The organism is Nocardiopsis moroccensis (assembly GCF_055763695.1).
In genome coordinates, this window is record NZ_CP199747.1 from 5264184 (window position 1) to 5287129 (window position 22946).

Below are 22946 nucleotides of genomic sequence, written 5' to 3' on the forward strand. Positions count from 1 at the left end.
CGTGCTCCGCCGGCTCCTGACCATCCTGCTCCCGGTCGCCTTCGTCCTGGTCGGAGCGGTTGTCACCCCGCTGGGCGCGGTTATCGCCCAACAGCGCACCCAGGAGGTCTACGTCGACCGGCTGGGGGACGCGGGCCGGTTCGCCGCGCTGGCCAGGACCGCCCTGGAGACCGACCGGCGCAACGCCCTCACCCAGGAGATGTCCCGGTACGAACAGCTCTACGGCATCCCCGTGGTCGTGGTGGCCCCCGACGGGCGGGTGGTCGCGGGCTCCGGTGACCCTCCGCGGATGCGGGCCGTCGCCGAGGAGGCTGCCACGGGCGGCGGGATCATCGCGGCCCTGGCGGGGGAGCGCCCGGCGCCGCCGGTGACCGTGTGGCCGTGGAACCCGGACCCCCTGGTGGTCGCCGAACCCATCGGCCGGGACAGCGAGGTCGCCGGGGCGGTGGTGCTGGTCGCGCCCACCGAGGAACTGGGGGAGGCCATCCTGGGGACCTGGGGGTGGATGGCCCTGTTCAGCACCCTCCCGCTGGCCCTGCTGGTGGCGGCGTCGATGCCGCTGTCCCGGTGGGTCCTGCGGCCCGTCCGCCGGTTGGACGCGGCCACCACCGCGGTGACCTCGGGCGACCTGGACGTGCGGGTGGACGCCGAACGCGGACCGCCGGAGCTGCGCCGCCTCACGGAGTCCTTCAACACCATGGTGGACGTGGTGCGCCGGGCCCTGGAACGGCAGCGCTCCTTCGTCTCCGAGGCCTCGCACCAACTCCGCAACCCCCTGGCCAGTCTGCGGCTGTCGGTGGAGAACCTCGCGCCCTACCTGCGGGGGGAGGAGGCGCGCCAGGCACACGCGGTCGCGATCGAGGAGACCACGGTCATGCACCGCATGCTGAACTCTCTTCTGGCCGCGACACGGCTGGAGAGCGTCACCGGCACCGAGGCGGTGGAGGTGACCGGGCTGGTCGAGACCCGGGTGGCGCGCTGGAACGCCCTGGGCCGGGCCCGGGGCATCGAGGTGAGCACGGACCTGCCCGAGCGGGTGTGGGCGCACGCTCCCGCGGGCGGTCTGGGGAGCATCCTCGACGAGCTGGTCAGCAACGCGCTGCGGCTGTCCGGAGGCACCCGGATCGAGGTGCGGGCCGAGGACGGGGAGCAGGTGCGGATCGGGGTGCTCGACAACGGCACGGGGCTGCCGGAGGAGGAGCGCGAGGCCGCCCTGGAACGGTTCTGGCGTTCTCCCGGCCACCAGAACATCGAGGGCACCGGTCTGGGGCTGGCGATCGCCGCCGACCTGGTCCGGGAGGCGGGCGGGCGGCTCACCCTCGGCGAGGGCCTGGCGGACGGAGAACGGCGTGGGTTCGGTGTGGTGATCATCCTGCCCCCCGCCGAGCCGTCGGCCGAGCCACCGAACCCACCGGACCCGCGGAACTGACCCTCACTCCGAGTGCGCCGGGGCGGCCGGTTCGTCTTCCGCCGGCCCCGGTCCCTCCGAGGCGGGCTTGTTCTCCCGGTACCAGCGCTCCGCCCCCGGGTGCAGGGGTGTGACACCGGTGGAGATGCCGGTGCGCACGTTGATCTGGGCCGCCTCGGGGCGCTGCTCGGCCATCCGGGCCGCCTCCGTGTACACCGTGTCGGCCACCAGGTGGACGAGGTCCTCCGGCAGGTCGTCCCGGCACAGCAGCAGGTTCGGAATGGACATCGTCGGGCAGGCCGGGACACCCGCGTAGGTGGTGGCCGGGATGGTGGCCGGGAAGTACGCCTCCGGGTGGACGGCCGCCATGAGGTCGGCGGCCTCGCCCAGGTCCACCAGTCTCAGGTCGTTCTCCCCGGCCAGGTCGGTGATGGCCGGGGTGGGCAGGCCGGTCAGGGAGAACATCGCGTCGATCCCGCCCGCCGCCAACGCCGCAGCGGAGTCGGCCTGGTTGAGCCGGACCACCTCCGGGGTCACCCCGGTCACGTCGAGGAGCTGCTCGGCGGTGAACTCGGTGCCGGAGTTGACCGTGCCGACCGAGACCCGCAGCCCTTCGAGGTCGGTGAGCCGCCACACCGGGGAGTCCGCGGTGACGACCAGGTGGACGAAGCTGTCATAGAGCCTGCCCACCGCGCTGATCAGCGACCTCTCGGCGCCGAACTCCAGCACCGAGTCCAGGTTGGCCAGCCCGAGGTGGGCCCGGCCGTCCTCCAGCAGGATCAGGTTGTCGTGTGAGGCCCCGGTTTCGACGGTGACCACCTCGCTCTCGGGGAGGCGCTCGTCCAGGAGCGCGGCGACGGCTCCGCCGATCTCCCGGTATACGGCCCCCCGGGGGCCGGTCGCGATCACGATCCGGGGCAGGCCGGGGGCGGGGTTGCGGGTGCAACCGCCCAGGGCGCCGATCGCGAGCACCCCCGCGGCTCCCAGGAGGGCGGCTCGTCTGGTCGGTCCCGTGGATCCCATACCCGCAGCTTAGACAGTGTGCGGCGTGGGGTGAGCGGACCATCCCGCATCACCCGTTGTTCCCGAGCGTGCACCGTATGTCGCTCTATGTCAGAGGAATCCCAAGAATGCCGGAGTTACTTTGCACACACACCCCTGTGAACTCACCATCTGTTGGGTCAGGACGTAATTCGCAGGTAACCCCGTGGCAACGCGCGGTTCAGGCCTGCGAAGACGGGCGCGGGGGCAGGCTCCGGCGCCCAGTGAAGGAGGACTCCCATGGCGACCCAGAAGGGCGTCGATACCCCCGACAAGGCGCAGGTCAAGCGCGAGGAGAAGTCCTCGCAGGGATTGACCCGCAGCCGCGTCATCGGCCTCGTTCTCGGGCCCCTGCTCGGCCTCGTGGTCTACCTCGCGATGCCGGAGATGGCACTGCCGCTCGGTGAGGACGAGACCGAGACGGTCATGTCCGTCAACGGAGCGGCCGTCGCCGCCATCACGGCCTGGATCGCCGTGTGGTGGGCGACCGAGGCCCTCCCGATTCCGGTGACCTCGCTCCTGCCGCTGGTGCTCTTCCCGCTGATGGTGGAGGGGACGGCCGTCGGTGACGTGGCCACCTCCTACGGTTCGGCCACGATCTTCCTGTTCATGGGCGGCTTCATGCTCGCCCTGGCGATGCAGAAGTGGAACCTGCACAAGCGCATCGCTCTGACGATCGTCTCCAAGGTCGGCTCCAACACCGCCGGGCTCATCGGCGGCTTCATGATCGCCACCGGTTTCATCTCCATGTGGGTGTCGAACACCGCCACCGCCGTGATGATGCTCCCGGTCGGCCTCTCGGTCGTCGCACTGATCGCCCAGTTCCGCAACGGCAGGACCGACGCGAACTTCGCCACCGCGCTGATGCTCGGCATCGCCTACGCCGCCTCCATCGGCTCGGTCTCCACCCTGATCGGCACGCCGCCCAACGTCCTGATGGTCGCCTACCTCGCCGAGAACCACGACATCCACCTCGGCTTCGGCGAGTGGATGATGGTCGGCCTGCCGCTCGCCGCCGTCTTCCTCCTGCTGGCCTGGTTCGTGCTGCTCAGGGTCTTCCCGCCGCAGATCAAGAAGGTCGAGGGCGCCCAGGAGCTCATCCGCACCGAACTCGCCGAGATGGGCCCGATGTCCCGCGGCGAGAAGCTGGTGCTCGCCCTCTTCGTCTTCGCCGCTTTCTCCTGGATCTTCGTCCCGATCATCGCCGACATCGGTGCCGTGGCCGAGGTCGCCCCGTGGCTGGGCAGCGTCAGTGACGCCGGTATCGCGATGACCGTCGCGGTCCTGCTCTTCCTCATCCCGGTGGACCGCCGGACCCCGCTCATGGACTGGGACACCGCGGTCAAGCTCCCCTGGGGCATCCTGCTCCTCTTCGGCGGCGGCCTCGCCGTCTCCACGCAGTTCACCGACTCCGGGCTGAGCGCCTGGATCGGCGGCCAGGTCTCCGGGCTGGCCGGGGTGCCGACCTGGATCCTGATCACGGCGGTCGCCGCGCTGGTGCTGGTCCTGACCGAGCTCACGAGCAACACCGCTACCGCCGCCACCTTCCTGCCGATCCTCGGCGGCGTCGCCGTCGGTATGCAGGTCGACGTCCTCGTCCTCATCATCCCGGCGGTCCTGGCCGCCACCATGGCGTTCATGCTTCCGGTGGCCACCCCGCCGAATGCGATCGCCTTCGGTTCGGGCTACGTGAACATCACCCAGATGCTCAAGGGCGGGCTCTGGCTCAACCTGATCGCCCTGTTCCTCACCCTCGCCACCATGTACGGCCTGGTCACCTGGGCTCTCGGGGTCTCCCTCTGACCTTCGGGCCCCACCCCGGGGGCGGCGCCTCCTCTTCGGCGGCCGCCCCGGTACTCCCACGGGCGCCCCGCCCGGATTCCGCTCCCGTCCAGCGGAACCGGTCGGGGCGCCCTCTGTCGTGTTCCGGGCTGCCCGATCCGGTCCCGTAGTCCGGGGTTGTCGTCGTCCGGAGTGCCCCACGCCCTCCCGTGTGTTCTGCAATGTCCGCACCCGGGACCGGCCCCCCGGCCGGACAAACCGGTACGGCCGGGCGCGAAACACGCCGGAAAACGACGAAACACGGGGAAACCCAGGCTTCACCCGGCAACAGGACCGGTGAAACAAGCGCTTCCTAGCGTCTGGGCCCATGGACACACCGCTGTATACGCGGCCCGACCCGGCCGGAACCGGGAACACCGCCGTCTCCCGCCGCGACCGGGTCCACGCCCTCATGCGCGAGGAGGTGCTGAGCGGCCGCGTCACGCCCCACACCCGTCTGGGCGAGGTCCGGCTCGCCGAACGCTTCGGGGTCTCCCGCACCCCCGTCCGCGAGGCCCTGGCCCGGCTCCACTCCGACGGCCTGGTCGAACGCCGCGACAACGGCTTCTACGTCACCGTCCCCGACCTCGCCGAGCTGCGCGACCTCTACGAGCTCCGGGTCACCCTCGAACTCCGCGGTATCGCCCGCGCCGTGGAGGACCGCACCATCCGGCACGACCCGCGGATCCTCGCCGACCAACTGGAGCGCTGGGAGAAACTGCGCGCCGACCCGCCCGCGCCCGACCCCTCGTTCGTCCTCCTCGACGAGGAGTTCCACGCCGCCCTGTCCCGGGCCTCCGGAAACGCGGCCCTCACCGAGTCGCTGGTCTCCGTCAACCAGCGGATCCGCCGCGTGCGCATGTACGACTTCCGCACCGAGGACCGGATCGCCTCGACCATCACCGAGCACGTCCGGATCGTCGAGCACCTGCGCGCCGACGAACTCGACTCCGCCTACCGGGCCCTGCACGAACACGTGGGCGCCTCCATGGAGGTCGTGCTCGAACGGGCCCGAGGGGCCCTGACCCGGATGGCTCTGCACACCGACCGCCTCTGAACCCCCTCGCCGCACCTCTCGCACTCCCGACCGCCGACCCAGTCCCCGACCCGAGGGAGAGCCCCGTGTTCGACTCCGTGCTCGTCGCCAACCGCGGCGAGATCGCCTGCCGCATCATCCGTTCCGCCCGGGAGACGGGCCTGCGCACCATCGCTGTCTACTCCGACGCCGACGCGGGAGCACCGCACACCCGGATGGCCGACGAGGCCGTCCGCCTCGGCCCGGCGCCCGCCTCCCAGAGCTACCTCGACATCGAACGCGTCCTCGCCGCGGCCGTCGCGACCGGGGCCGGCGCCGTCCACCCGGGGTACGGGTTCCTGTCCGAGAGCGCGGAGTTCGCACACGCCGTGGAGGCCGCCGGACTCGTGTTCGTCGGACCCGAGCCCCGTCACCTGGAGGAGTTCGGCGACAAGCACACCGCCCGCAAGGCCGCGGCCGCGGCCGGGTTGCCCATGGTCGCGGGCAGCGAGACCCTCCCCGACGTCGGGCAGGCGGTGCGGGCCGCGGAGCGCATCGGCTACCCGGTGATCCTCAAGTCCACCTCGGGCGGCGGCGGGATCGGTCTGCGCCCCTGCTTCGACGAGGACTCCCTGCGCTCCGCCTTCGACCAGGTCAGCCGGATGGCGCGGACGCACTTCGGTGACGGCGGCGTGTTCGTGGAACGTTTCGTGTCCGAGGCCCGGCACATCGAGGTGCAGGTCTTCGGTGACGGCCACGGCAACGTGGTGACCCTCGGGGACCGCGACTGCTCGCTCCAGCGCCGCAACCAGAAGGTCGTGGAGGAGGCCCCCGCCCCCGACCTGCCCGACGCCCTGCGCGCCGAACTCCACCGCACCGCCCGTGAACTGTGCGCCGGGATGTCCTACCGCAGCGCCGGGACGGTGGAGTTCGTCTACGACGTCGAACGCGGGGAGGCCTCCTTCCTGGAGGTCAACACCCGGCTCCAGGTCGAACACCCGGTCACCGAGGAGATCGCCGGGATCGACCTGGTCGCCTGGATGCTGCGCCTGGCCCGCGGCGAGGACGTGCTCTCCGGTGTCCCGCCCCGGGGTCCGGCCCGCACCGGCCACGCCGTCGAGGCCCGCGTGTACGCCGAGGACCCCGCCCACGACTTCCGTCCCAGCTCCGGCCTGCTCACCCGGGTGGAGGTCCCCGCCGACGTCCGGGTGGACGGCTGGGTGGAGACCGGCCAGCGGGTGACCAGCGACTACGACCCCATGCTCGCCAAGGTGATCGTGCGCGGCGAGGATCGCGCGGACGCGCTGGACCGGCTCGGCCGCGCCCTGGCCCGGGTACGGATCGACGGGGTGCAGACCAACCTGGGTCTGCTGCGCGCCCTGACCGTCCACCCGCAGGTCCGCGCGGCCACCCACACCACCGCCACCTGCGTGAGGGTCGGCGACCCCGAACCGCGCATCGAGGTGGAGCGCGCGGGCACCCTCACCACCGTCCAGGACTTCCCGGGCCGCACCGGGTACTGGCAGGTCGGTGTGCCCCCGTCGGGCGCCGTGGACGACCTGTCGCTGCGCCTGGGCAACACCGCCCTGGGCAACCCCGAGGGGGCGGCGGGCCTGGAGTGCACGATGGAGGGCCCGGCGCTGCGCTTCACGCACGCCGCCACCGTGTGCGTGACCGGCGCCCCCGCCGACGTCACCGTGGACGGCGACCCGGTGCCGCAGTGGGAGCCTGTGCGGGTGCCCGCGGGCACGCTGCTCGACGTCGGCCCCGCCACCGGACCGGGCATGCGCACCTACGTGCTGTTCCGTGGCGGCCTGGACGTCCCCGAGTACCTGGGCAGCGCCTCCACGTTCACCGCCGGGGAGTACGGCGGGCACGCGGGCCGCGCCCTGCGCCCGGGCGACGTGCTCCGCCCGGCGGCGAACGGCACCGGTACCGGCCGGCCGTCCTCCGGCTCCCCGGAGGGCACCGCGGAACCGCGCCCGGTCCCCGAGGCCGACCGCCCCGCTTTCCCCGCGCCCGGCCGGGGCGGCGGGGCCGGGACGGGCGACGGCGCCCACTGGGACATCGAGGTCTCCGAGGGCCCGCACGCGGCCCCCGAGTTCCTCACCCGCGACGGCCTCGCCGACTTCTACGCCACCGCCTGGCGGGTCCATCCGCAGTCCGCCCGCAACGGCGTCCGCCTGTCCGGACCCAAACAGACCTGGGCCCGCCCCGACGGCGGCCAGGCCGGACTGCACCCCTCCAACGTGCACGACACCGCTTACTCCGTCGGCGCGGTCAACCTCTCCGGCGACACCCCCGTGCTCCTGGGCCCCGACGGACCCAGCCTCGGCGGGTTCGTCTGCCCGGTCACCGTGGTCACCGGCGCCCGGTGGAAGATCGGCCAGCTCCGCCCCGGCGACACCGTCCGGTTCCACCCGGTCACCGAGGCCGCCGCCGAACGGCTGCACACCGAACCCGCGGCCGCAGCCCTGCTGCGCGGCAGCGGATCCGACGGTGACGACGGCGTGCTGGCCCGCGTCCCCGCGGGCGAGGACACCCCGGAGGTCACCTACCGGCGCGGCGGACACGACAACCTCCTCGTCGAGTACGGGCCGATGGTGCTGGACCTGGGCCTGCGCATGCGCGTCCACGCGCTGATGGCGGCCCTGGACCGGGCCGCACCCCGGGGCATCGTGGACACCACCCCGGGTGTGCGCTCCCTGCACCTGCACACCGACCCCGAGGTCCTGCCGCTGCGCACGCTCCTGGGTCTGCTCCAGGAGATCGAGGCGCAACTGCCGCCGACCTCCCGGCTGCGGGTGCCCAGCCGCACCCTGCACCTGCCGATGTCCTTCGACGACCCCTCCATCCACGAGGCCATCGCCCGTTACGGGACCGGGGTGCGTGACGACGCCCCCTGGAACCCCGACAACATCGAGTTCATCCGCCGCATCAACGGCCTCGACAGCGTCGACCAGGTCCGCGACATCGTCTTCGACGCCTCCTACCTGGTACTGGGCCTGGGCGACGTGTACCTGGGCGCGCCCGCCGCCACCCCGCTGGACCCCCGGCACCGGCTGGTCACCACCAAGTACAGCCCCGCTCGCACCTGGACCCCCGAGGCCGGTGTGGGCATCGGCGGCGCCTACCTGTGCGTGTACGGGATGGAGAGCCCGGGCGGCTACCAGCTCATCGGCCGCACCGTGCCGATCTGGTCCGGCCTGCGCCAGTACGGGCGGTTCGAGCCCGGAACACCCTGGCTGCTGCGGTTCTTCGACCGGATCACCTGGTACCCGGTCGGGCATCAGGAACTGTTGGACATCCGCGCCGACCTGCTCGCCGGGCGTCACGAACCGGAGGTCGCCGAGGGCGAGTTCGTCCTCGCCGACCACGAGCGCTTCCTGGCCGAGAACGCCGACTCCATCGCGGAGTTCGAGCGCCGTCAGGCCACCGCCTTCGAGGCCGAGCGGCGGCGCTGGGAGGAGGTGGGCGAGTTCGAGGACAGGCCCGAACCCGAGCCGACCGCGCCCGCCCAGGGACCGGACCTGCCGCCCGGCGCCTCCCTGGTGCAGGCACCGCTGTCCGCGAGTGTCTGGAAGGTGGACGTGGAACCGGGCGAGACTGTCCGCCAGGGGCAGCCCGTCGTCCGGCTGGAGGCGATGAAGCTGGAGGTGGTGGTCCGGGCCCCCGCGGCCGGAACCGTCGCCGAGGTCCTCGTCAGCCCGGGCCAGCACCTGGACCCGGGGCACGCCCTGGCCGTCATCACCGAAGGGGAGACCGCCTGATGCCCGCACCCACCGAAAGGGTTCGCGCCGCCTACCGCAGGATCACCGAGGCCGACCGGTCGGAGGTCTGGATCGCGCTGCGTCCCGAACAGGAGCTGTCGGCGGAGGCCGAGGCGTTGGAGGAGCGCCTGGCCGCGGGGGAGGGGCTGCCGCTGGCGGGCACCCTGGTGGCGGTCAAGGACAACATCGACGTCGCGGGCCTGCCCACCACCGCCGGGCACCCGGGTTTCGCGTACACCCCCGAGGTGAGCGCGACCGCCGTGCGACGCCTGGTGGACGCCGGAGCACTGGTGCTCGGCAAGACCAACCTGGACCAGTTCGCCACCGGTCTCGTGGGGACCCGCAGCCCCTACGGCGCGGTCCGCAACGCCCTCGACCCCGCCCGGATCTCCGGGGGGTCCAGCTCGGGCTCGGCCGTGGCGGTGGCCCTGGGCATCGCCGACGTCGCACTGGGCACCGACACCGCCGGATCCGGCCGGGTGCCCGCCGCCCTGCACGGCCTCGTCGGCCTCAAACCCACCCTGGGCCTGGTGCCCAAGACCGGGGTCGTGCCCGCCGCCGAACCGTACGACTGCGTGACCGTGTTCGCCCGGGACCTGGCCTGCGGTCAGCGGGTCCTGAAGGTGATGACCGGCCCCGACCCCCGGGACCCGGCCAGCCGCGACTGGCCCGCCGACGTGCGCCTGGCCCCCCGGAACCCGGCACGGACGGCGATCCCGGACGCGGACGGGCTGGCCCCGCTCAGCGACGGGGAGCGGGAGGCCTTCCGGAAGGCGGTGGCCGCCCTGGCCGGTGCGGGGGTCCAGGTCGAGGAGGTGGACATCGCCCCGCTGCTGGAGGCGGCCCGGCTGCTCTACGACGGCGCCCTGGTCGCCGAGCGGCACGCGGCGGTGGGCGCGTTCCTGGCGGAGCACCGTGACCGCCCGGACACCGACCCCACCGTCGCCGGAATCATCCTGGCCGCCGCAGACCTGCCCGCCACCCGGCTCGCCGCCGACCAGCACCGGCTGGTCGAGTACCGGGCCCTGGCGCGGGGGCTGCTGGACGGGTTCGACGGGCTGCTGGTGCCGACCACCGTGGGCCACCCGACGCTGGCCGAGGTGGCGGCCGACCCGGTGGGTGAGAACTCGCGCCTGGGCACCTACACCAACTTCGTCAACCTGCTCGACCTGGCGGCGGTAGCCGTCCCCGCAGGAACCGCCGACGGCCACACGTTCGGGGTCACCGTGGTCACCCGCGCCTTCGAGGACCAGGCGGCCCTGGACCTGGCCGGGCTGATCACCGGCGAGGAACCCGGTCGGGCTCTGCCCGGCACCGGGGTGGAGTTGGCGGTGTTCGGCGCGCACCTGCGCGGACAGCCGCTCAACCACCAGCTCACCGAGCTGGGCGCCAGGTTCGTGGAGGCGACCGCGACCAGCGGGGACTACCGGATGGTGGCTCTCGCGACGACGCCGGCCAAACCCGGGCTGCTGCGGGTGAACGACGGGGGTTCGGCACTGCGCTGCGAGGTGTGGTCGATCTCCCCGGCCGGACTGGGCGCCTTCCTGGCCGCGCTTCCCGCCCCGATGTCGCTCGGCGCCGTCACCCTCGCCGACGGGCGGACCGTGGTCGGTTTCGGCTGCGAACCGGCCGCGGCCGAGGGGGCCGAGGACATCACCCGCCACGGCGGTTGGCCGGCCTACCTGGAGTCCCTGCGGGGCTGACCGCCTCAGCGGGGCAGCCAGCCCCGCAGCGCGGGCGCGCGGGCCAGCGCACGCACCGTCAGCGCCCGGACCGAGCACAGGGCGGCCAGGTCGTCCGTGGCCCCCACGAAGTAGGTGATGACGGCGGACCCCGCCCCCGGGGCGACGTGGATGTGTTCGACCCGCTCCGCGGGTCCGGCCAGCGCCCACAGGATGTCCACCAGCCCCGGGGGCGGGGTGCGGTCGCTGTCTCCGACGATGGTCACGGCCAGAATGAGCATGTCCGCCAGCCTGGTGACAACGGAACCCGCGCGACAGGCCCGCGCCCTGACAGGAAGCGGCCCGGCAGCAACACGCCCGGGACCTGTGCGAGAATCACCTCCGGCCGCACACCGTTCACCTCATGGGGGGTTGTGTGCTGTCCGCACTCGGAATCGACGCCACCACCGAGTCCGTCTACCGGGCCATGGTCGACCATCCCGGATGGGGGGTGGCGCAGATCGCCTCCCATCTGGTCCTGTCCGAGACCCGGGTCCACACCGCGCTGGACCACCTCACCGAACTCCGCCTGCTGCGGCCGAAGTTCGCCGACTCCTCGGTCCTGCGGCCGGTCGGGCTGGAGGTCGCCGTGCAGATCCTCCTGGCCCGTCGCGAAGGAGAGGTCCACCGCGCCCAGGAGCGTCTGGCCGCCGGCCGCGCAGCCGCCCTGGAGGCTCTGGAGACCGGGGCCGCGCGCCCCGGGGGCGGGCGGCCGGGCGAGGAGATGTGCTCGATCGAACAGGTGCAGGACCGCCTGGAACGGCTCACCCACGCCTGCACCGAACGGATCTGGTCCTTCCACCCGGGAGGCGCGCAGCCGCACGCCCAGCTGGAGGCCTCCCGGCCCCTGGACGAGATGCTGCTCGAACGCGGCGTGGACATGCGCACGCTCTACCAGGACTCCGTCCGCAACGACCACGGCACCCTCGGATACGCGCGGTGGCTGACGGAGAACGGGGCCGCCGTGCGGACCGTGCCGGTGCTCCCCGTCCGCATGGTGCTGTTCGACCGCTCCGCGGCGCTGCTCCCCCTGGACCCCGAGGACACGGGCGCCGGAGCGGTCCAGCTTTCCGGCCCCGGTGTCATCACCGCGCTGGCGGAACTGCACACGGTGGTGTGGGAGCAGGCGAACCCGTTCGGCGCCACGGCCGACCGCGAGGGGCGCGCGGACGGCGGGGACGCCCCCGACGGCCAGGAACGGCAGATGCTCAGACTCCTGTCCCAGGGGATGACCGACGAGGTGGCCGCCCGCCACCTGGGCATCGGTGTGCGCACCGCACGCCGCATGATGGCCTCGCTCATGCGGCGCCTGGGCGCGCGTTCCCGGTTCGAGGCGGGGGTCATCGCGCAGAGACGGGGCTGGCTCCCCCGGGCATGAGCCTGCCGGGGCGCTTGCTGCCACCCCGAAACCCTTCCCGGCCCACCGCGCGGACGGCATCGTGGTGCCTGCCCGGTTCCGGAAACGGTGCGGGCACACCCCTCGAACCCCCAGCCGTGGAGGAGTACGCCCATGTTCCGCAAGCTCGCCGCCCGCATCGCAGCCGCCGCCCTCGCCGCCGTCCTCGCCGGTCCGGTCCTGCCGACCGGGCCCGCCACCGCCGGTGCGCCGCACGCCGCCACGGCCGCCGGCGCCGTCCCCTCGAACGACGACAGCGCGGGTTGGAGCTGACCGGCACCGCTGCCCGCACCTGTCACCTGCCGCCGGCCGTGACCTGCCAACGGTCAGGACCGGCCACCATCCATCCGATGATCCGAAGGAGGGTCAACCGACGTGACCGCCACAGACACCCCCGCCGACCCCGAGGCCGAAAGGCCGTCCACCGCCCGCGTCCTGAGCTGGGCGGTGTGGCTCGGCCCGCTCCTCGCAGCGGCGGCCACCCTCATCTGGTCCGGGAACTTCGTCATCGCCCGAGCCGTCTCGGGGGAGATCCCGCCGGTCCAGACGGCCTTCTGGCGGTGGGCCATCGCCCTGGCCGTCCTGGCCCCGTTCGCCGCCCGCGGCCTGTGGGAGCACCGGCGCACGATTCGGGAACACGCCCGCTACATCGCGCTCGTCAGCCTGCTCGGGGTCACGCTCTTCAACACCCTCATCTACGTCGCCGGACAGACCACCTCGGCGACCAACCTCGCCCTCATCGCCGCGGTGTCCCCGGTCGCGATCGCGGTGTTCGCGGTCATCGGCGGCGAACGGCTCCCGGCCGTGCGCGTCGCGGGCATGCTCATCGCCCTCGCCGCCGTGGTCGCCCTGATCACCAAGGGCGACGTCGGTGTGCTCCTGCGGATGGACTTCGCCCCCGGAGACCTGTGGATGATCGCCGCCATGCTCACCTTCGCCGGGTACTCCGCCCTGCTCAAACGCAAGCCCAAGCAGGTGCCCGCGGTGGTCTTCCTCGCGGCGACGGTCCTGTTCGGTCTGGTCATGCTGCTGCCCGCACTGGCTGTCTCCCTGGTGCTGGAGGGCGGGTTCACCCCCACCACGGGCAACCTGTCGGCCCTGCTCTACATCGGTGCGGCCTCCTCCGCCCTGGCCTTCTTCCTCTGGAACAAGGCGGTGGAGCTGATCGGCGCCACCCGGGCCGGCGTCGTCTACTACCTGCAGCCGGTCTGCGTCGCCGTCCTGGCCTACCTGACCATCGCCGAACCCGTTACCGGAGCCCAGGTCGTCTGCACGGTCCTGGTCCTGACGGGCGTGGCCCTGGCCTCCTCCCGCAGGTGACCCGGACCCCGCCGCAGGCACCCCCGACCCACAGATGAAGGAGAACCGCATGCCCCCCGTTCCGCGGATCAACGAAGCACGACTCCTGAAGGACATCCGACGGCTCGCCCAGATCGGCGCCGGGCAGGACGGCGCGATCTGGCGCATCGCCGGCAACGAGGCGGACATGGCCGCCAGGGACTGGATCGACAAGACCATGCGGGTGGCGGGGCTCCACTCCCGCTACGACGCCACGGGCAACGTCCTCTCCAGACGCGGTGACACCTCCGGGCCCTGGCTGCTCATCGGCTCCCACTCCGACACGGTCCCCGCCGCGGGCCACCTGGACGGCGCCTACGGGGTCGTCGCCGCCATGGAGGTCCTGCGCACCCTGCACGAGAACGACCACCCCATGGCCGACCACACCGAGACCGTGTCCTGGTTCGACGAGGAGGGCGTCATGGAGGGGAGCAGGGGAGGCCTGACCGGCTCCACCGCCCTCGTCAACAGCCCCCACGCCCGGGAACTGGTCGGCTACCTCGAACTCCACGTCGAACAGGGGCCGCGGATGGAGCGGGAGGGGATCGACCTGGCCCCGGTCACCGGCATCGTGGGTGTGCGCCGCTATACCGTCACCGTCAGCGGACAGGCCAACCACGCCGGAACGACCCCGTTCGAGCTGAGGCAGGACGCCGGGCGGGTGGCCTCCCGGGTCGCCCTGCGGCTGAGGTCCCTCTGCCAGGACAGGGACCCGGACGCGGTCGGCAACGCCGGGGTGGTCACGTTCGGTCCGGCCGCGGCCAACGTCGTCCCCGGCACCGCGCACGTGGAGCTGGAGATCCGGGCCGGAAGCGACCAGGTCCTCGACGGCATCGAAGGGGACCTCACCGACTTCCTGGCCGCCGCGAGCGCGGAGGAGAAGTGCACGGCGAACCTGGAGCGCACCAGCGCCAAGGCCGCGGCCGAGTTCGACGCCCAGGTCCTCGGTGTCGTGGAGGAGGCCTGCCGCGAGCACACCGACAGGTGCCGTCCGATGCTGTCCTACGCCGGCCACGACGCCTCGGTCATCTCCACCGGTGTCCCCACCGCGATGCTGTTCGTCCCCTCCACCGGGGGTTTCTCGCACTCCAACCGGGAGCACACCCCGGACCGGCAGCTCGTGCTGGGCGCGCAGGCGCTGCTGGACGCGGTGGTGCGGTTGGGCGAGGCGAAGCTGCCCGGCCTGCGCGCGGCCGAACTCGCCGCGGTGTGAGGCGACCCCGGACACGACGGAGCCCCGCCACCCGCGAAGGGGTGACGGGGCTCCGTGACCGCTGTCGCCGTCGGCTAGGCCTGCGCGGCCGGACGGGGACGGCGTCCGCGGGAGGACGAGCCCCCACGGGAACCGCCGCCGCCGAAGCCGCCGCGCGAACCGCCGTAGCCGCCACCGCGGGAGCCGCCGTAGCCGCCGCCGCGCGGGCCGCGCTGACGGTTCTCCCGGCGGGGCTCGCTCGGCAGGGACACCGGCACACCGGACGGGGTGCGGGCCCCGGTCACGCGGGCCAGCTCCGGGTCGTCGGCGTTCACCTGGGCGGTCTGCGCCTCGATCCGGGCGCGGTGCATCAGGCGGGTCATCTCGCGGCGCTGGTTGGGCGTCACGAGGGTGACCACGTTGCCGGACTCACCGGCGCGGGCGGTACGGCCGCCGCGGTGCAGGTAGTCCTTGTGGTCCGTGGGCGGGTCGATGTTCACGACCAGGTCCAGACCGTCCACGTGGATGCCGCGGGCGGCGACGTTCGTGGCGATCAGCGCGGTGACCGTGCCCTCCTTGAACTGCTTGAGGGTGCGGGTGCGCTGGGGCTGGGACCGGCCGCCGTGCAGCGGAGCCGCCCGGACGCCGCTGTCCAGCAGGTGCTGGGCCATCCGGTCCACCGCGTGCTTGGTGTCCAGGAACATCAGGACCTGGCCCTCGCGCGCCGCGATGTGGGTGGCGGTGGACATCTTGTCCGCGTGCGCCACGTGCAGGACGTGGTGCTCCATGGTGGAGACGGCGCCCTCGGACGGGTCGACCGAGTGGACCACCGGGTCGTTGAGGAAGCGGCGGACCAGCTGGTCCACGTTCCGGTCCAGGGTGGCCGAGAAGAGCATGCGCTGGCCGTCGGCCGGCACCTGCTCCAGGATCGCGGTGACCTGCGGCATGAAGCCCATGTCGGTCATCTGGTCGGCCTCGTCCAGGACGACGGCCTCGACCTCGTCCAGGACGCAGTCGCCGCGCTCCATCAGGTCGCGCAGGCGGCCCGGGGTGGCCACGAGCAGCTCGACACCCTGGCGCAGGGCGCGGGCCTGGCGGTGGATGGGCATGCCGCCCACCACGGTGGCCATGCGCACCCGCACCGAACGGGCGTAGGGGGTGAGGGAGTCGGTGACCTGCTGGGCGAGCTCGCGGGTCGGCGCGAGGACCACGGCCATGGGGCGGTGCTCGTTCGCGCTGCGGCCGTCGAGCCGGGCCAGGAGGGCCAGGCCGAAGGCGAGCGTCTTGCCCGAACCGGTCTGGCTGCGGCCCAGGACGTCGCGTCCGGCCAGCGAGTTCGGCAGGGTGGCCGCCTGGATCGCGGACGGGGTGGTCAGGCCCTGGCGGGTCAGCGTCGACTTCAGCGGCGCGGGCATCTCCAGGTTCTGGAAGTCGTCCACCGGGTCGAGCCCGGGGTTGACGGTGACGGGGAGCGCGAACTCACCGCCGGAGCGTCCGCCGCCGGAACGGCCCTGGTAGCCGCCGCGGGGGCCGTCGAAGGAGCGGCGGGGGCGCTGACGGTTGAAACCGCCGGGACCGCCGGAGGGACGGCCGTGACGCGTGTTGGCGCGAGGATGGTTCATGTAAGACCTTTCGCCGACGGCGCTTGCCGGGCGGGAAACCCCTGGGGGCTTCGGCCTGTGGCACCGGGTGTGCGCCGGAGGAAATGCATAGAGATCCACGGCCCGCACGGAAATCCCGGGGTCGTGGCGGTTGGACCGGTGCCAGTCGGAGAACGACGGCCAGAAACCCGGTCCTGGAAACAGTAAAACGGACAGGGGCCCTGCGCCCTGAGGGCGGGCCCCTGCCGTCTGAACAGCCTTAGGGCGTGTTCGGTCAGATCAGGGTGATGTTGTCAGCCTGGAGACCCTTGGCGCCCTGGGTGACGTCGAACTCGACGGCCTGGCCTTCCGCGAGCTCGCGGTAGCCGTTGGCCTGAATTGCCGAGTAGTGGGCGAAGACGTCAGCGCCGCCGCCGTCCTGCTCGATGAAGCCGAAGCCCTTGTCGCCGTTGAACCACTTGACTTTGCCAGTAGCCATGGATGTACCTCTCGCTCGGGAGCATGTTAAGAAAACCGCGGTCTGACGATTTTCCCGTCACCGCGGTGATCACCCGAAAACGATGTAAATCCAAACGGGTATCACGACTGCAACTTCGTTAAACCTAGCACAGGGTTTCCGATCCTGCGGATAATCGGGGTGTGTCACAAGGCACCGCCGAACGTGGTAACGATCGGGGCCCCCGGGGTGTTCACCCGGGGTTTCCCAGGTGGGCGGGGTTTTTCGGACGCGAAAGGGCCCCGTCGCGTCCGCTCGGACACGACGGGGCCCACCGCTGCCCGCCGGAGTGTCTAGCCGTCCTTCTCCGTGGCGGCGAGGTCGTCGAACTGCGTTTTCTCGGTGGGTTTCACCCCGACCAGGTAACCGGCGCGGGCGATGGCGTTGCCACCCACCGCGGCGGTGGCCAACTGGATGAGCAGGGCCAGGCCGATCTTGATCGCGTTGTCCACGGTCGGGTAGTGCAGCAGCAGGCCGAGCAGGAGCAGGGCCGTGCCCAGCGCGCCGGCGATGCTGACCCCGCTCAGCCGCGCGTAGAAGTCCTGGAGCCGGAGCAGGCCGATCGAGCCCACCAGGAACACCAGGGCCCCCGCGGTCATGCAGACGATCCCGGCGACGTCCAACGCGTTCATCGCTTACCTCCGGTGATCAGACGGGCCAGTGACAGGGCGGCCAGGAAACCGACCAGTGCGCTCACCAGGACGATGTCCACGACCAGTTCGGTGCCCAGACGGTAGCCGAGCATGGCGACCAGCCCCACGAAACCGAAGAAGACCACGTCGGAGGCGGCTCCCCGGTCCGCGGCCGAGGGGCCGGTCAGGATGCGGTACGTGGCGATGGCCATCGCCAGCACGATCGCGGCCAGGCCGATGTCGATGTAGTGCATCAGTTCCGTCCCCCCTCGGCCGGGGCGCTCTCCGGCGGCCCCGTCAGCCGGGTGGCCGCGAGGATGTGGTTCTCCATCTCGCGGATCCCCTCCCGGAAGGACTCCCGGTCCTTCACGTACAGCCCGTGCACCCACAGGGTGGCGGGTTCACGGCGCACGGCCACGGTCACCGTCCCCGGGGTCAGGGAGATCAGGTTGGCCAGCATGGTGGTTTCCAGGTCGCTTCCGCAGCGGATCGGTACCTCGACGAAGGCCGGGGTCGAGGCGCTCCCCGGGGTGACGATGTCCCACATCACCTCGAAGGAGGTCCTGATGATCTCCCAGCCCGCGTAGAAGGGGAACCGGAGCACTCGCAGCGCCCACATCAGATGGGTCATCGTCCCAGCACCGCCTCGACGTATCCGGAGGTGTCCATGAGCCCCGCGGCGGCCTGTGCGCTCAGGTCGAGCAGGACCTGGGCGCCGAGGCCGATGCACAGGGTCGTGGCTGTCAGGACCAGGCCCGGAGCGATCAGTGCGGGCCGGATCTTCACGGGCGCGGCCGTCCGGGTGGCGACGGCGCCGTCGGCGCCGACGGCCGCTGGCTCCGGCAGCTCGGTCGCTCTCGGTTCCCTGCCCCAGAACACGCCGCCCCAGATCTTCAGCATGGACATCAGCGTGATGAGGCTGACCGCGATCATCACGGCCACGGCGGTCCACTGCGCGTCGTCGACCGCCGCCGTGACCAGGGTGAGCTTGGCGACGAACCCGGAGAACGGCGGCAGCCCCGCCAGGGAGAGCGCCGCACCCATGAACACCAGGGCCAGCAGCGGCTCCCGTTGGGCGATACCGCCCAGCCGGTCCAGTGCCCCGGTCCCGTAGGTGTGCTCGATCGCCCCGGTCGACAGGAAGAGGGACGCCTTCACGATCATGTGGTGGATCAGGTAGAAGATGCCCGCCATGAGCCCCAGTTCGGTGAACAGGGCCACGCCCAGCAGGATGTAACCGATCTGGCTGATCATGTGGAACACCAGGATCGAGCGGGTCGTGTTCTCGCCGACCGCGCCCAGCACCCCGATGACCATGGTCAGGGTGAAGGCGACCACCCCGATCCAGAGGAACTTCGCGTCCCCGTCGAAGATCATCGCGTACAGGCGGTAGATCGCGTAGATCGCCACCTTGGTGTGCAGACCGGAGAACAGGGCGGTGACGGCGGGGGAGGCGGCCGGGTAGGTGCGGGCCAGCCAGCCGTGCACCGGGACGACCGCGGCCTTGATCGACAGGGCGAGGATGACCACGCCCGCGCCGACCGCGACCGCCGGGTCCTCCTTGGCGGCTCCGGCGAGCTCGCCCAGGTGCACGGTCCCGGCGGAGGCGTAGACCAGCGCGACCCCCGCGAGGAAGATCGTGGACGTCAGCAGGTTGACGGTGACGTAGATCCGTCCGGCCCGCAGCCGCCCCAGGACGCCGAGCATCGCCAGCAGCCCGTACGAGGGCAGCAGCATGACCTCGATGAACACGAACATGTTGAAGATGTCGCCGGTGAGCAGCGCACCGGACACACCCGCTGTCAGCACCAGGACCAGCGTGGCGAAGAAGGGGCGCCGGTCGTCCCCGGTGGCGATGGCGAAGGCCGAGCACACCAGGGCCAGGAGCGAGGTGGTCCACAGCATCAGGGCGCTGAGGACGTCCGCGACGAACGGGATCGCGATCCCGTCCTGCCACAGGCCCACGTTGTGGGCGAACACGGCCCCGTCCCGGGTGAGCCAGATCAGCCCGGTACTGGCCAGCAGGGCCGCCGAGCTCGGTGCGAGCAGCAGGGTCCGGCGCAGCCACAGGGGTCCGCTCAGCACGATCAGCAGCCCCGCGGACACCAGTGGGACCGCGACGAAGAGAGGAAGCAACGAGGTGTTCATGAGGCGTCCTCGGTGTCGTCGTCGCTACCGGAGGCGGCGAGCGTGAGCATGTAGATCGCGATCGAGAAGGCGATCACGATCGCGGTCAGCACGAACGCCTGCGGGAGCGGGTCGCCCGCGGTGAGCGCGGTACCGAACTGGAGCAGGGGAAGGTCCCGGCGGAACACGCCGCCCGCCGACATGATCAGCAGGTTGACGGAGTGTCCCAGCAGGACGAGGCCGAGCACGATGCGCACCATGCCGCGCTGGAGCATCAGGTAGACGCCTCCGGCGACCATGATGCCGATGGTGATGGCGAGGGTCATCGGTTACCTCCGGTGGTGGAGCCGTCCAGGGCGGGTGCGTCGTCGCCGGACGCCTGGGCCGAGGGCTGGTCCGTCCGGGACCCCTCGGGTTCTCGGACCGAGCCCTCACCCCGTTCGAGGCCGAGCTCGTTGAGCGCCGTGAGCAGTACGCCCACCACCGCCAGGTAGACGCCGATGTCGAAGACGAGTGCGGTGGTGAAGTGGAAGTATCCGCCCCAGGCCAGCGGGATCTCGGCGTGCAGCGGCTTGAGGAACGATCCGTCCGCGTAGCCGAGGAAACCGGAGAACGCTGCCACCAGGACGCCCGCCCCGATGATCGCGGGGTAGGCGAGCCGGATGCGTGCCCTGTCGTCGCTCGGGGCGGCCAGGTACAGCAGGGCGAAGCCCGAACCGCCCACGAGCCCGGCGATGAAGCCGCCGCCCGGCTCGTTGTGCCCGCGGAACAGCAGGTACACGGACCACAGGACCAGGAACGGCATCAGGAAGCGGCCGACCGTGCGCATCAGCACGGTGTTGTCCACCGGCGGGTAGGCGGCGTTGGTCTCACCCACCACCACCCGGCGGGAGCTGTGCACCGGCAGCAGGCCGCTGGAGTGCAGCACCGCGATGATGATCAGTCCCGCGACGCCCAGCACCACCAGTTCGCCGAAGGTGTCGAGCGCACGGTAGTCCACCAGGATGGTGTTGACCACGTTGGTTCCGCCGGTGTCCTCCGGGGCGTTGCCCAGGAAGTACTCGCCCGCGGCGGATATCTCCCGGCGGCCGGTCAGGGCGTAGGCGCCCACGGCCGCGGTGAGCCCGGCGCCGATCGCGATGACGGCGGTCAGTGCGGTGCGGCTCCGCTTCACCCGGTGGAACTTCTTGGGCAGGCGCCGCAGTACCAGCACGGCGACGACCACGGTCAGGATCTCCACCAGGAGCTGGGTGAGGGCGACGTCGAAGGCGCCCAGGAAGAACAGCCACAGGGCGACGGTGAACCCGGCGACGCCGACCAGCGCCAGCCCCGCCATCCGGGAGCGGGTGACCACGGCCGCGCCGACGGCCACGGCCATCAGCCCCACCAGGAGCCAGTCCAGCCCCATGGCGGTCTGCCCGGCCACCGGCGGCAGGTCCAGGCCGACCACCGCGAGGACCGAGGCCAGCGCGATGATGAGGACGACCGGTGCCCCCAGGTGGAACGCGGGGGCGTCGGTCCTGGTGAGGTCACCGGTCCGCTTGCCCACCCGGACGATCCCCTCGTGCAGGGCCTCGAAGATCCGCACACCGGTGACCGGTACGAGGTCGAGTCCTGCCAGGGCGTCGCCGGAGCGGCTCCGCCAGGCCAGCAGCGCACCGAGGCCGACGGCCGCGGCGGACATGCCCAGGGCGGCGTTGAAGCCGTGCCACAGCAGCAGGCGTGCGTCGGCGGCCTCGTGGGTGGCGTTCAGGGCGACCTCGTTGACCATCGTGTCCAGGACCGGCACGGCCAGACCGAGCAGCACACCGCCGAGGGAGGCGGTCATGGCGGGGAGCCAGAAGCTGGGTCGTGCCTCCGAGGCGGTGCGCTCCTCCGTATCGCCCCTGGGCTCGCCCCAGAACGCCCCGTACACGAACCGGAACGAGTAGGCGAAGGTGAAGGCCGCGGCACCGACCGCGGCGGCACCCGCCACCGGGCCGAACCAGGCCGGGCCGGGCGCGTGCAGGAACGCCTCGAACAGGTTCTCCTTGCTGATGAAGCCGAGCAGCGGCGGGATGCCCGCCATGGACAGCGCGGACAGCGCGGCGAGGGCTGCGGTGACCGGCACCCGCCTGCGCAGGCCGCCGAGCTGACGCAGGTCGCGGGTCCCGGCCTGGATGTCCACCAGACCGACCGACATGAACAGCGCCGACTTGAACAGGGCGTGCGCGACGGTGTGCACGGCCGCGGCGACCAGGGCCTCGGGGGTGCCCACACCGATGACCGCTACGAGGAAGCCCAACTGGCTCACGGTGGAGAAGGCGGCGAGCCGTTTCAGGTCGTGCTGTTGCAGCGCGAAGACCGCTCCGACCACCGCCGTGGTCAGACCGAGGACGATGAGCAGGGTGTTCCACAGCAGCAGGTCGCCGAAGGCCGGGGTGAACCGCATGGCCAGGTAGATCCCGGCCTTGACCATCGCCGCGGCGTGCAGGTAGGCGCTGACCGGTGTGCTCGCCGCCATGGCGTCGGGCAGCCAGTAGTGGAACGGGAACTGGGCCGACTTGGTGAACACCGCGACGGCGACGAGCACCGCCACCAGCGACACGAACCCCGTGTCCTCGGTCCACGAGGTGTCCGCCAGGATCACGCTGAGCTGGGAGGTCCCGGTGCGCACGATGAGCAGTACGGCCGCCGCGAGCAGCGCGAGCCCGCCCATGGCGGTGAGCAGGAAGGTGCGGATCGCCGGGCGGCTGGCCGAGGGCCCCGACAGGCCGATCAGGTAGAACGACGCGATCGTCGTGAGCTCCCAGAACACGAAGAGCAGCACGACGTCGTCGGCCAGGACCAGACCCGACATCGCCGTGGCGAAGAGGGTCATCAGGAAGTAGAAGCCGAACCTGCGCCTGGGCGGGAAGTACCGGGTCGAGTACGCCATGATCAGCGCGCCGATCCCGGTGACCAGCATGGTGAACAGCCAGCCGAGCCCGTCCATGCGCAGGTGGAGTCCGACCCCGATCTGCGGCATCCACGGTCGGGAGAACTCCAGGGGTTCCCCGGCCCCCAGCACCTGGGTGGCCTGCGCGGACACCAGCAGGGTCAGGCCGAGGAACACCGCGGCGATCGGCCAGCCGGCGTTTCGGCCCAACAGTCTGTCCAGTAAGGGCGTGCTCGCTACGGTCACGGCGAGCACGAGGAGGAGAATCAGCAGCACCACGCCACTGTCCTTTCACAGCCTGGCGCCGCGCGGACGGTGTCACGGCGCCCAGGAGGGGCGTCCGATGCGGTTCGCGCGGCGACACGGGTAGGAACGGTTTCGGGACGGCGCCGACGGGGGCGCGGTCAACCGGGTCCCGGGGGACAGGAGCTGAGTTCGCCGTGGGCGTTGGTGCCCCAGGCGGTGGTGTAG

The 22946-nt window shown here is 71.9% G+C and carries 19 protein-coding genes; 9 read left to right on the forward strand and 10 right to left on the reverse strand.

Features of this window, described 5'->3' with window-relative positions:
• Position 1: 1 nt before the first annotated feature.
• Positions 2–1429 (forward strand): sensor histidine kinase, encoded by a 1428-nt coding sequence (locus ACUKCB_RS23210; protein WP_473037712.1) that lies wholly within the window; start codon positions 2–4, stop codon positions 1427–1429.
• A 3-nt stretch (positions 1430–1432) separates the two neighbouring features.
• Here ACUKCB_RS23210 and ACUKCB_RS23215 read toward each other — a convergent pair whose 3' ends face one another.
• On the reverse strand, positions 1433–2431 hold the full coding sequence (locus ACUKCB_RS23215; RefSeq protein WP_473037713.1) for a TAXI family TRAP transporter solute-binding subunit: 999 nt from the start codon (positions 2429–2431) through the stop codon (positions 1433–1435).
• Positions 2432–2689: 258 nt separating this feature from the next.
• On the opposite strand from ACUKCB_RS23215, the gene ACUKCB_RS23220 reads away from it, so the two are divergent.
• From ACUKCB_RS23220 to atzF, 4 genes are all read left to right on the forward strand, one after another.
• On the forward strand, positions 2690–4252 hold the full coding sequence (locus ACUKCB_RS23220; RefSeq protein WP_473037715.1) for an SLC13 family permease: 1563 nt from the start codon (positions 2690–2692) through the stop codon (positions 4250–4252).
• 346 nt (positions 4253–4598) lie between these two features.
• On the forward strand, positions 4599–5327 hold the full coding sequence (locus ACUKCB_RS23225) for a GntR family transcriptional regulator (RefSeq protein ID WP_473037716.1): 729 nt from the start codon (positions 4599–4601) through the stop codon (positions 5325–5327).
• A gap of 65 nt (positions 5328–5392) precedes the next feature.
• Positions 5393–9055 carry an urea carboxylase gene (gene uca / locus ACUKCB_RS23230; protein WP_473037717.1) on the forward strand — a complete coding sequence of 1221 codons (3663 nt, stop codon included), beginning with the start codon at positions 5393–5395 and terminating at the stop codon, positions 9053–9055.
• Positions 9055–10758: an allophanate hydrolase gene (gene atzF / locus ACUKCB_RS23235; RefSeq protein ID WP_473037719.1), complete on the forward strand. Its 1704-nt coding sequence runs from the start codon at positions 9055–9057 to the stop codon at positions 10756–10758. The genes uca and atzF overlap by 1 nt, the downstream gene beginning before the upstream one ends.
• A 5-nt stretch (positions 10759–10763) precedes the next feature.
• Here the strand turns inward: atzF and ACUKCB_RS23240 are convergent, their stop codons facing one another.
• Entirely contained in the window at positions 10764–11018 is a 255-nt protein-coding gene (locus tag ACUKCB_RS23240; RefSeq protein WP_473037720.1) for a hypothetical protein, read from the reverse strand.
• Positions 11019–11152: 134 nt separating this feature from the next.
• Here ACUKCB_RS23240 and ACUKCB_RS23245 point away from each other — a divergent pair, with 134 nt between their 5' ends.
• The 4 genes from ACUKCB_RS23245 to ACUKCB_RS23260 all read left to right on the forward strand — a co-directional run bounded on the left by ACUKCB_RS23245 (position 11153) and on the right by ACUKCB_RS23260 (position 14723).
• Positions 11153–12154: a helix-turn-helix transcriptional regulator gene (locus ACUKCB_RS23245; RefSeq protein ID WP_473037721.1), complete on the forward strand. Its 1002-nt coding sequence runs from the start codon at positions 11153–11155 to the stop codon at positions 12152–12154.
• Between the two features lie 132 nt (positions 12155–12286).
• Entirely contained in the window at positions 12287–12445 is a 159-nt protein-coding gene (locus ACUKCB_RS23250; RefSeq protein WP_473037722.1) for a hypothetical protein, read from the forward strand.
• A 102-nt stretch (positions 12446–12547) separates the two neighbouring features.
• Positions 12548–13492, forward strand: coding sequence for a DMT family transporter (locus tag ACUKCB_RS23255; protein ID WP_473037723.1), 945 nt, complete (start codon positions 12548–12550; stop codon positions 13490–13492).
• Positions 13493–13541: 49 nt separating this feature from the next.
• Positions 13542–14723, forward strand: a complete 1182-nt coding sequence (locus tag ACUKCB_RS23260) for a M20/M25/M40 family metallo-hydrolase (RefSeq protein WP_473037724.1) — start codon at positions 13542–13544, stop codon at positions 14721–14723.
• 74 nt (positions 14724–14797) lie between these two features.
• Here ACUKCB_RS23260 and ACUKCB_RS23265 read toward each other — a convergent pair whose 3' ends face one another.
• The 8 genes from ACUKCB_RS23265 to ACUKCB_RS23300 all read right to left on the reverse strand — a co-directional run bounded on the left by ACUKCB_RS23265 (position 14798) and on the right by ACUKCB_RS23300 (position 22754).
• On the reverse strand, positions 14798–16324 hold the full coding sequence (locus ACUKCB_RS23265; RefSeq protein WP_473037725.1) for a DEAD/DEAH box helicase: 1527 nt from the start codon (positions 16322–16324) through the stop codon (positions 14798–14800).
• 253 nt (positions 16325–16577) lie between these two features.
• A complete protein-coding gene (locus ACUKCB_RS23270) occupies positions 16578–16781 on the reverse strand; it encodes a cold-shock protein (RefSeq protein ID WP_191267677.1) in 204 nt (67 codons plus the stop codon).
• A gap of 311 nt (positions 16782–17092) precedes the next feature.
• Positions 17093–17431: a monovalent cation/H(+) antiporter subunit G gene (gene mnhG, locus ACUKCB_RS23275; protein WP_191267672.1), complete on the reverse strand. Its 339-nt coding sequence runs from the start codon at positions 17429–17431 to the stop codon at positions 17093–17095.
• Positions 17428–17685, reverse strand: coding sequence for an MrpF/PhaF family protein (locus ACUKCB_RS23280; protein ID WP_473037727.1), 258 nt, complete (start codon positions 17683–17685; stop codon positions 17428–17430). The genes mnhG and ACUKCB_RS23280 overlap by 4 nt, the downstream gene beginning before the upstream one ends.
• Positions 17685–18062, reverse strand: coding sequence for a Na+/H+ antiporter subunit E (locus ACUKCB_RS23285; RefSeq protein WP_473037728.1), 378 nt, complete (start codon positions 18060–18062; stop codon positions 17685–17687). Before ACUKCB_RS23285 ends, ACUKCB_RS23280 begins: the two co-directional genes overlap by 1 nt.
• Positions 18059–19579, reverse strand: coding sequence for a monovalent cation/H+ antiporter subunit D family protein (locus ACUKCB_RS23290; protein ID WP_473037729.1), 1521 nt, complete (start codon positions 19577–19579; stop codon positions 18059–18061). The genes ACUKCB_RS23285 and ACUKCB_RS23290 overlap by 4 nt, the downstream gene beginning before the upstream one ends.
• Positions 19576–19884 carry a sodium:proton antiporter gene (locus ACUKCB_RS23295; RefSeq protein ID WP_191267657.1) on the reverse strand — a complete coding sequence of 103 codons (309 nt, stop codon included), beginning with the start codon at positions 19882–19884 and terminating at the stop codon, positions 19576–19578. The genes ACUKCB_RS23290 and ACUKCB_RS23295 overlap by 4 nt, the downstream gene beginning before the upstream one ends.
• On the reverse strand, positions 19881–22754 hold the full coding sequence (locus ACUKCB_RS23300; RefSeq protein ID WP_473037730.1) for a DUF4040 family protein: 2874 nt from the start codon (positions 22752–22754) through the stop codon (positions 19881–19883). Before ACUKCB_RS23300 ends, ACUKCB_RS23295 begins: the two co-directional genes overlap by 4 nt.
• Positions 22755–22946: the final 192 nt, after the last annotated feature.

Coding starts and splice junctions, on each gene's coding strand:
- ACUKCB_RS23295 (WP_191267657.1), bottom strand. CDS start 19,884: ATGACCCTCGCCATCACCATCGGCATCATGGTCGCCGGAGGCGTCTAC.
- ACUKCB_RS23280 (WP_473037727.1), bottom strand. CDS start 17,685: ATGCACTACATCGACATCGGCCTGGCCGCGATCGTGCTGGCGATGGCC.
- ACUKCB_RS23215 (WP_473037713.1), bottom strand. CDS start 2,431: ATGGGATCCACGGGACCGACCAGACGAGCCGCCCTCCTGGGAGCCGCG.
- ACUKCB_RS23270 (WP_191267677.1), bottom strand. CDS start 16,781: ATGGCTACTGGCAAAGTCAAGTGGTTCAACGGCGACAAGGGCTTCGGC.
- ACUKCB_RS23220 (WP_473037715.1), top strand. CDS start 2,690: ATGGCGACCCAGAAGGGCGTCGATACCCCCGACAAGGCGCAGGTCAAG.
- ACUKCB_RS23285 (WP_473037728.1), bottom strand. CDS start 18,062: ATGACCCATCTGATGTGGGCGCTGCGAGTGCTCCGGTTCCCCTTCTAC.
- ACUKCB_RS23225 (WP_473037716.1), top strand. CDS start 4,599: ATGGACACACCGCTGTATACGCGGCCCGACCCGGCCGGAACCGGGAAC.
- atzF (WP_473037719.1), top strand. CDS start 9,055: ATGCCCGCACCCACCGAAAGGGTTCGCGCCGCCTACCGCAGGATCACC.
- ACUKCB_RS23260 (WP_473037724.1), top strand. CDS start 13,542: ATGCCCCCCGTTCCGCGGATCAACGAAGCACGACTCCTGAAGGACATC.
- ACUKCB_RS23290 (WP_473037729.1), bottom strand. CDS start 19,579: ATGAACACCTCGTTGCTTCCTCTCTTCGTCGCGGTCCCACTGGTGTCC.
- ACUKCB_RS23250 (WP_473037722.1), top strand. CDS start 12,287: ATGTTCCGCAAGCTCGCCGCCCGCATCGCAGCCGCCGCCCTCGCCGCC.
- ACUKCB_RS23240 (WP_473037720.1), bottom strand. CDS start 11,018: ATGCTCATTCTGGCCGTGACCATCGTCGGAGACAGCGACCGCACCCCG.
- ACUKCB_RS23265 (WP_473037725.1), bottom strand. CDS start 16,324: ATGAACCATCCTCGCGCCAACACGCGTCACGGCCGTCCCTCCGGCGGT.
- mnhG (WP_191267672.1), bottom strand. CDS start 17,431: ATGAACGCGTTGGACGTCGCCGGGATCGTCTGCATGACCGCGGGGGCC.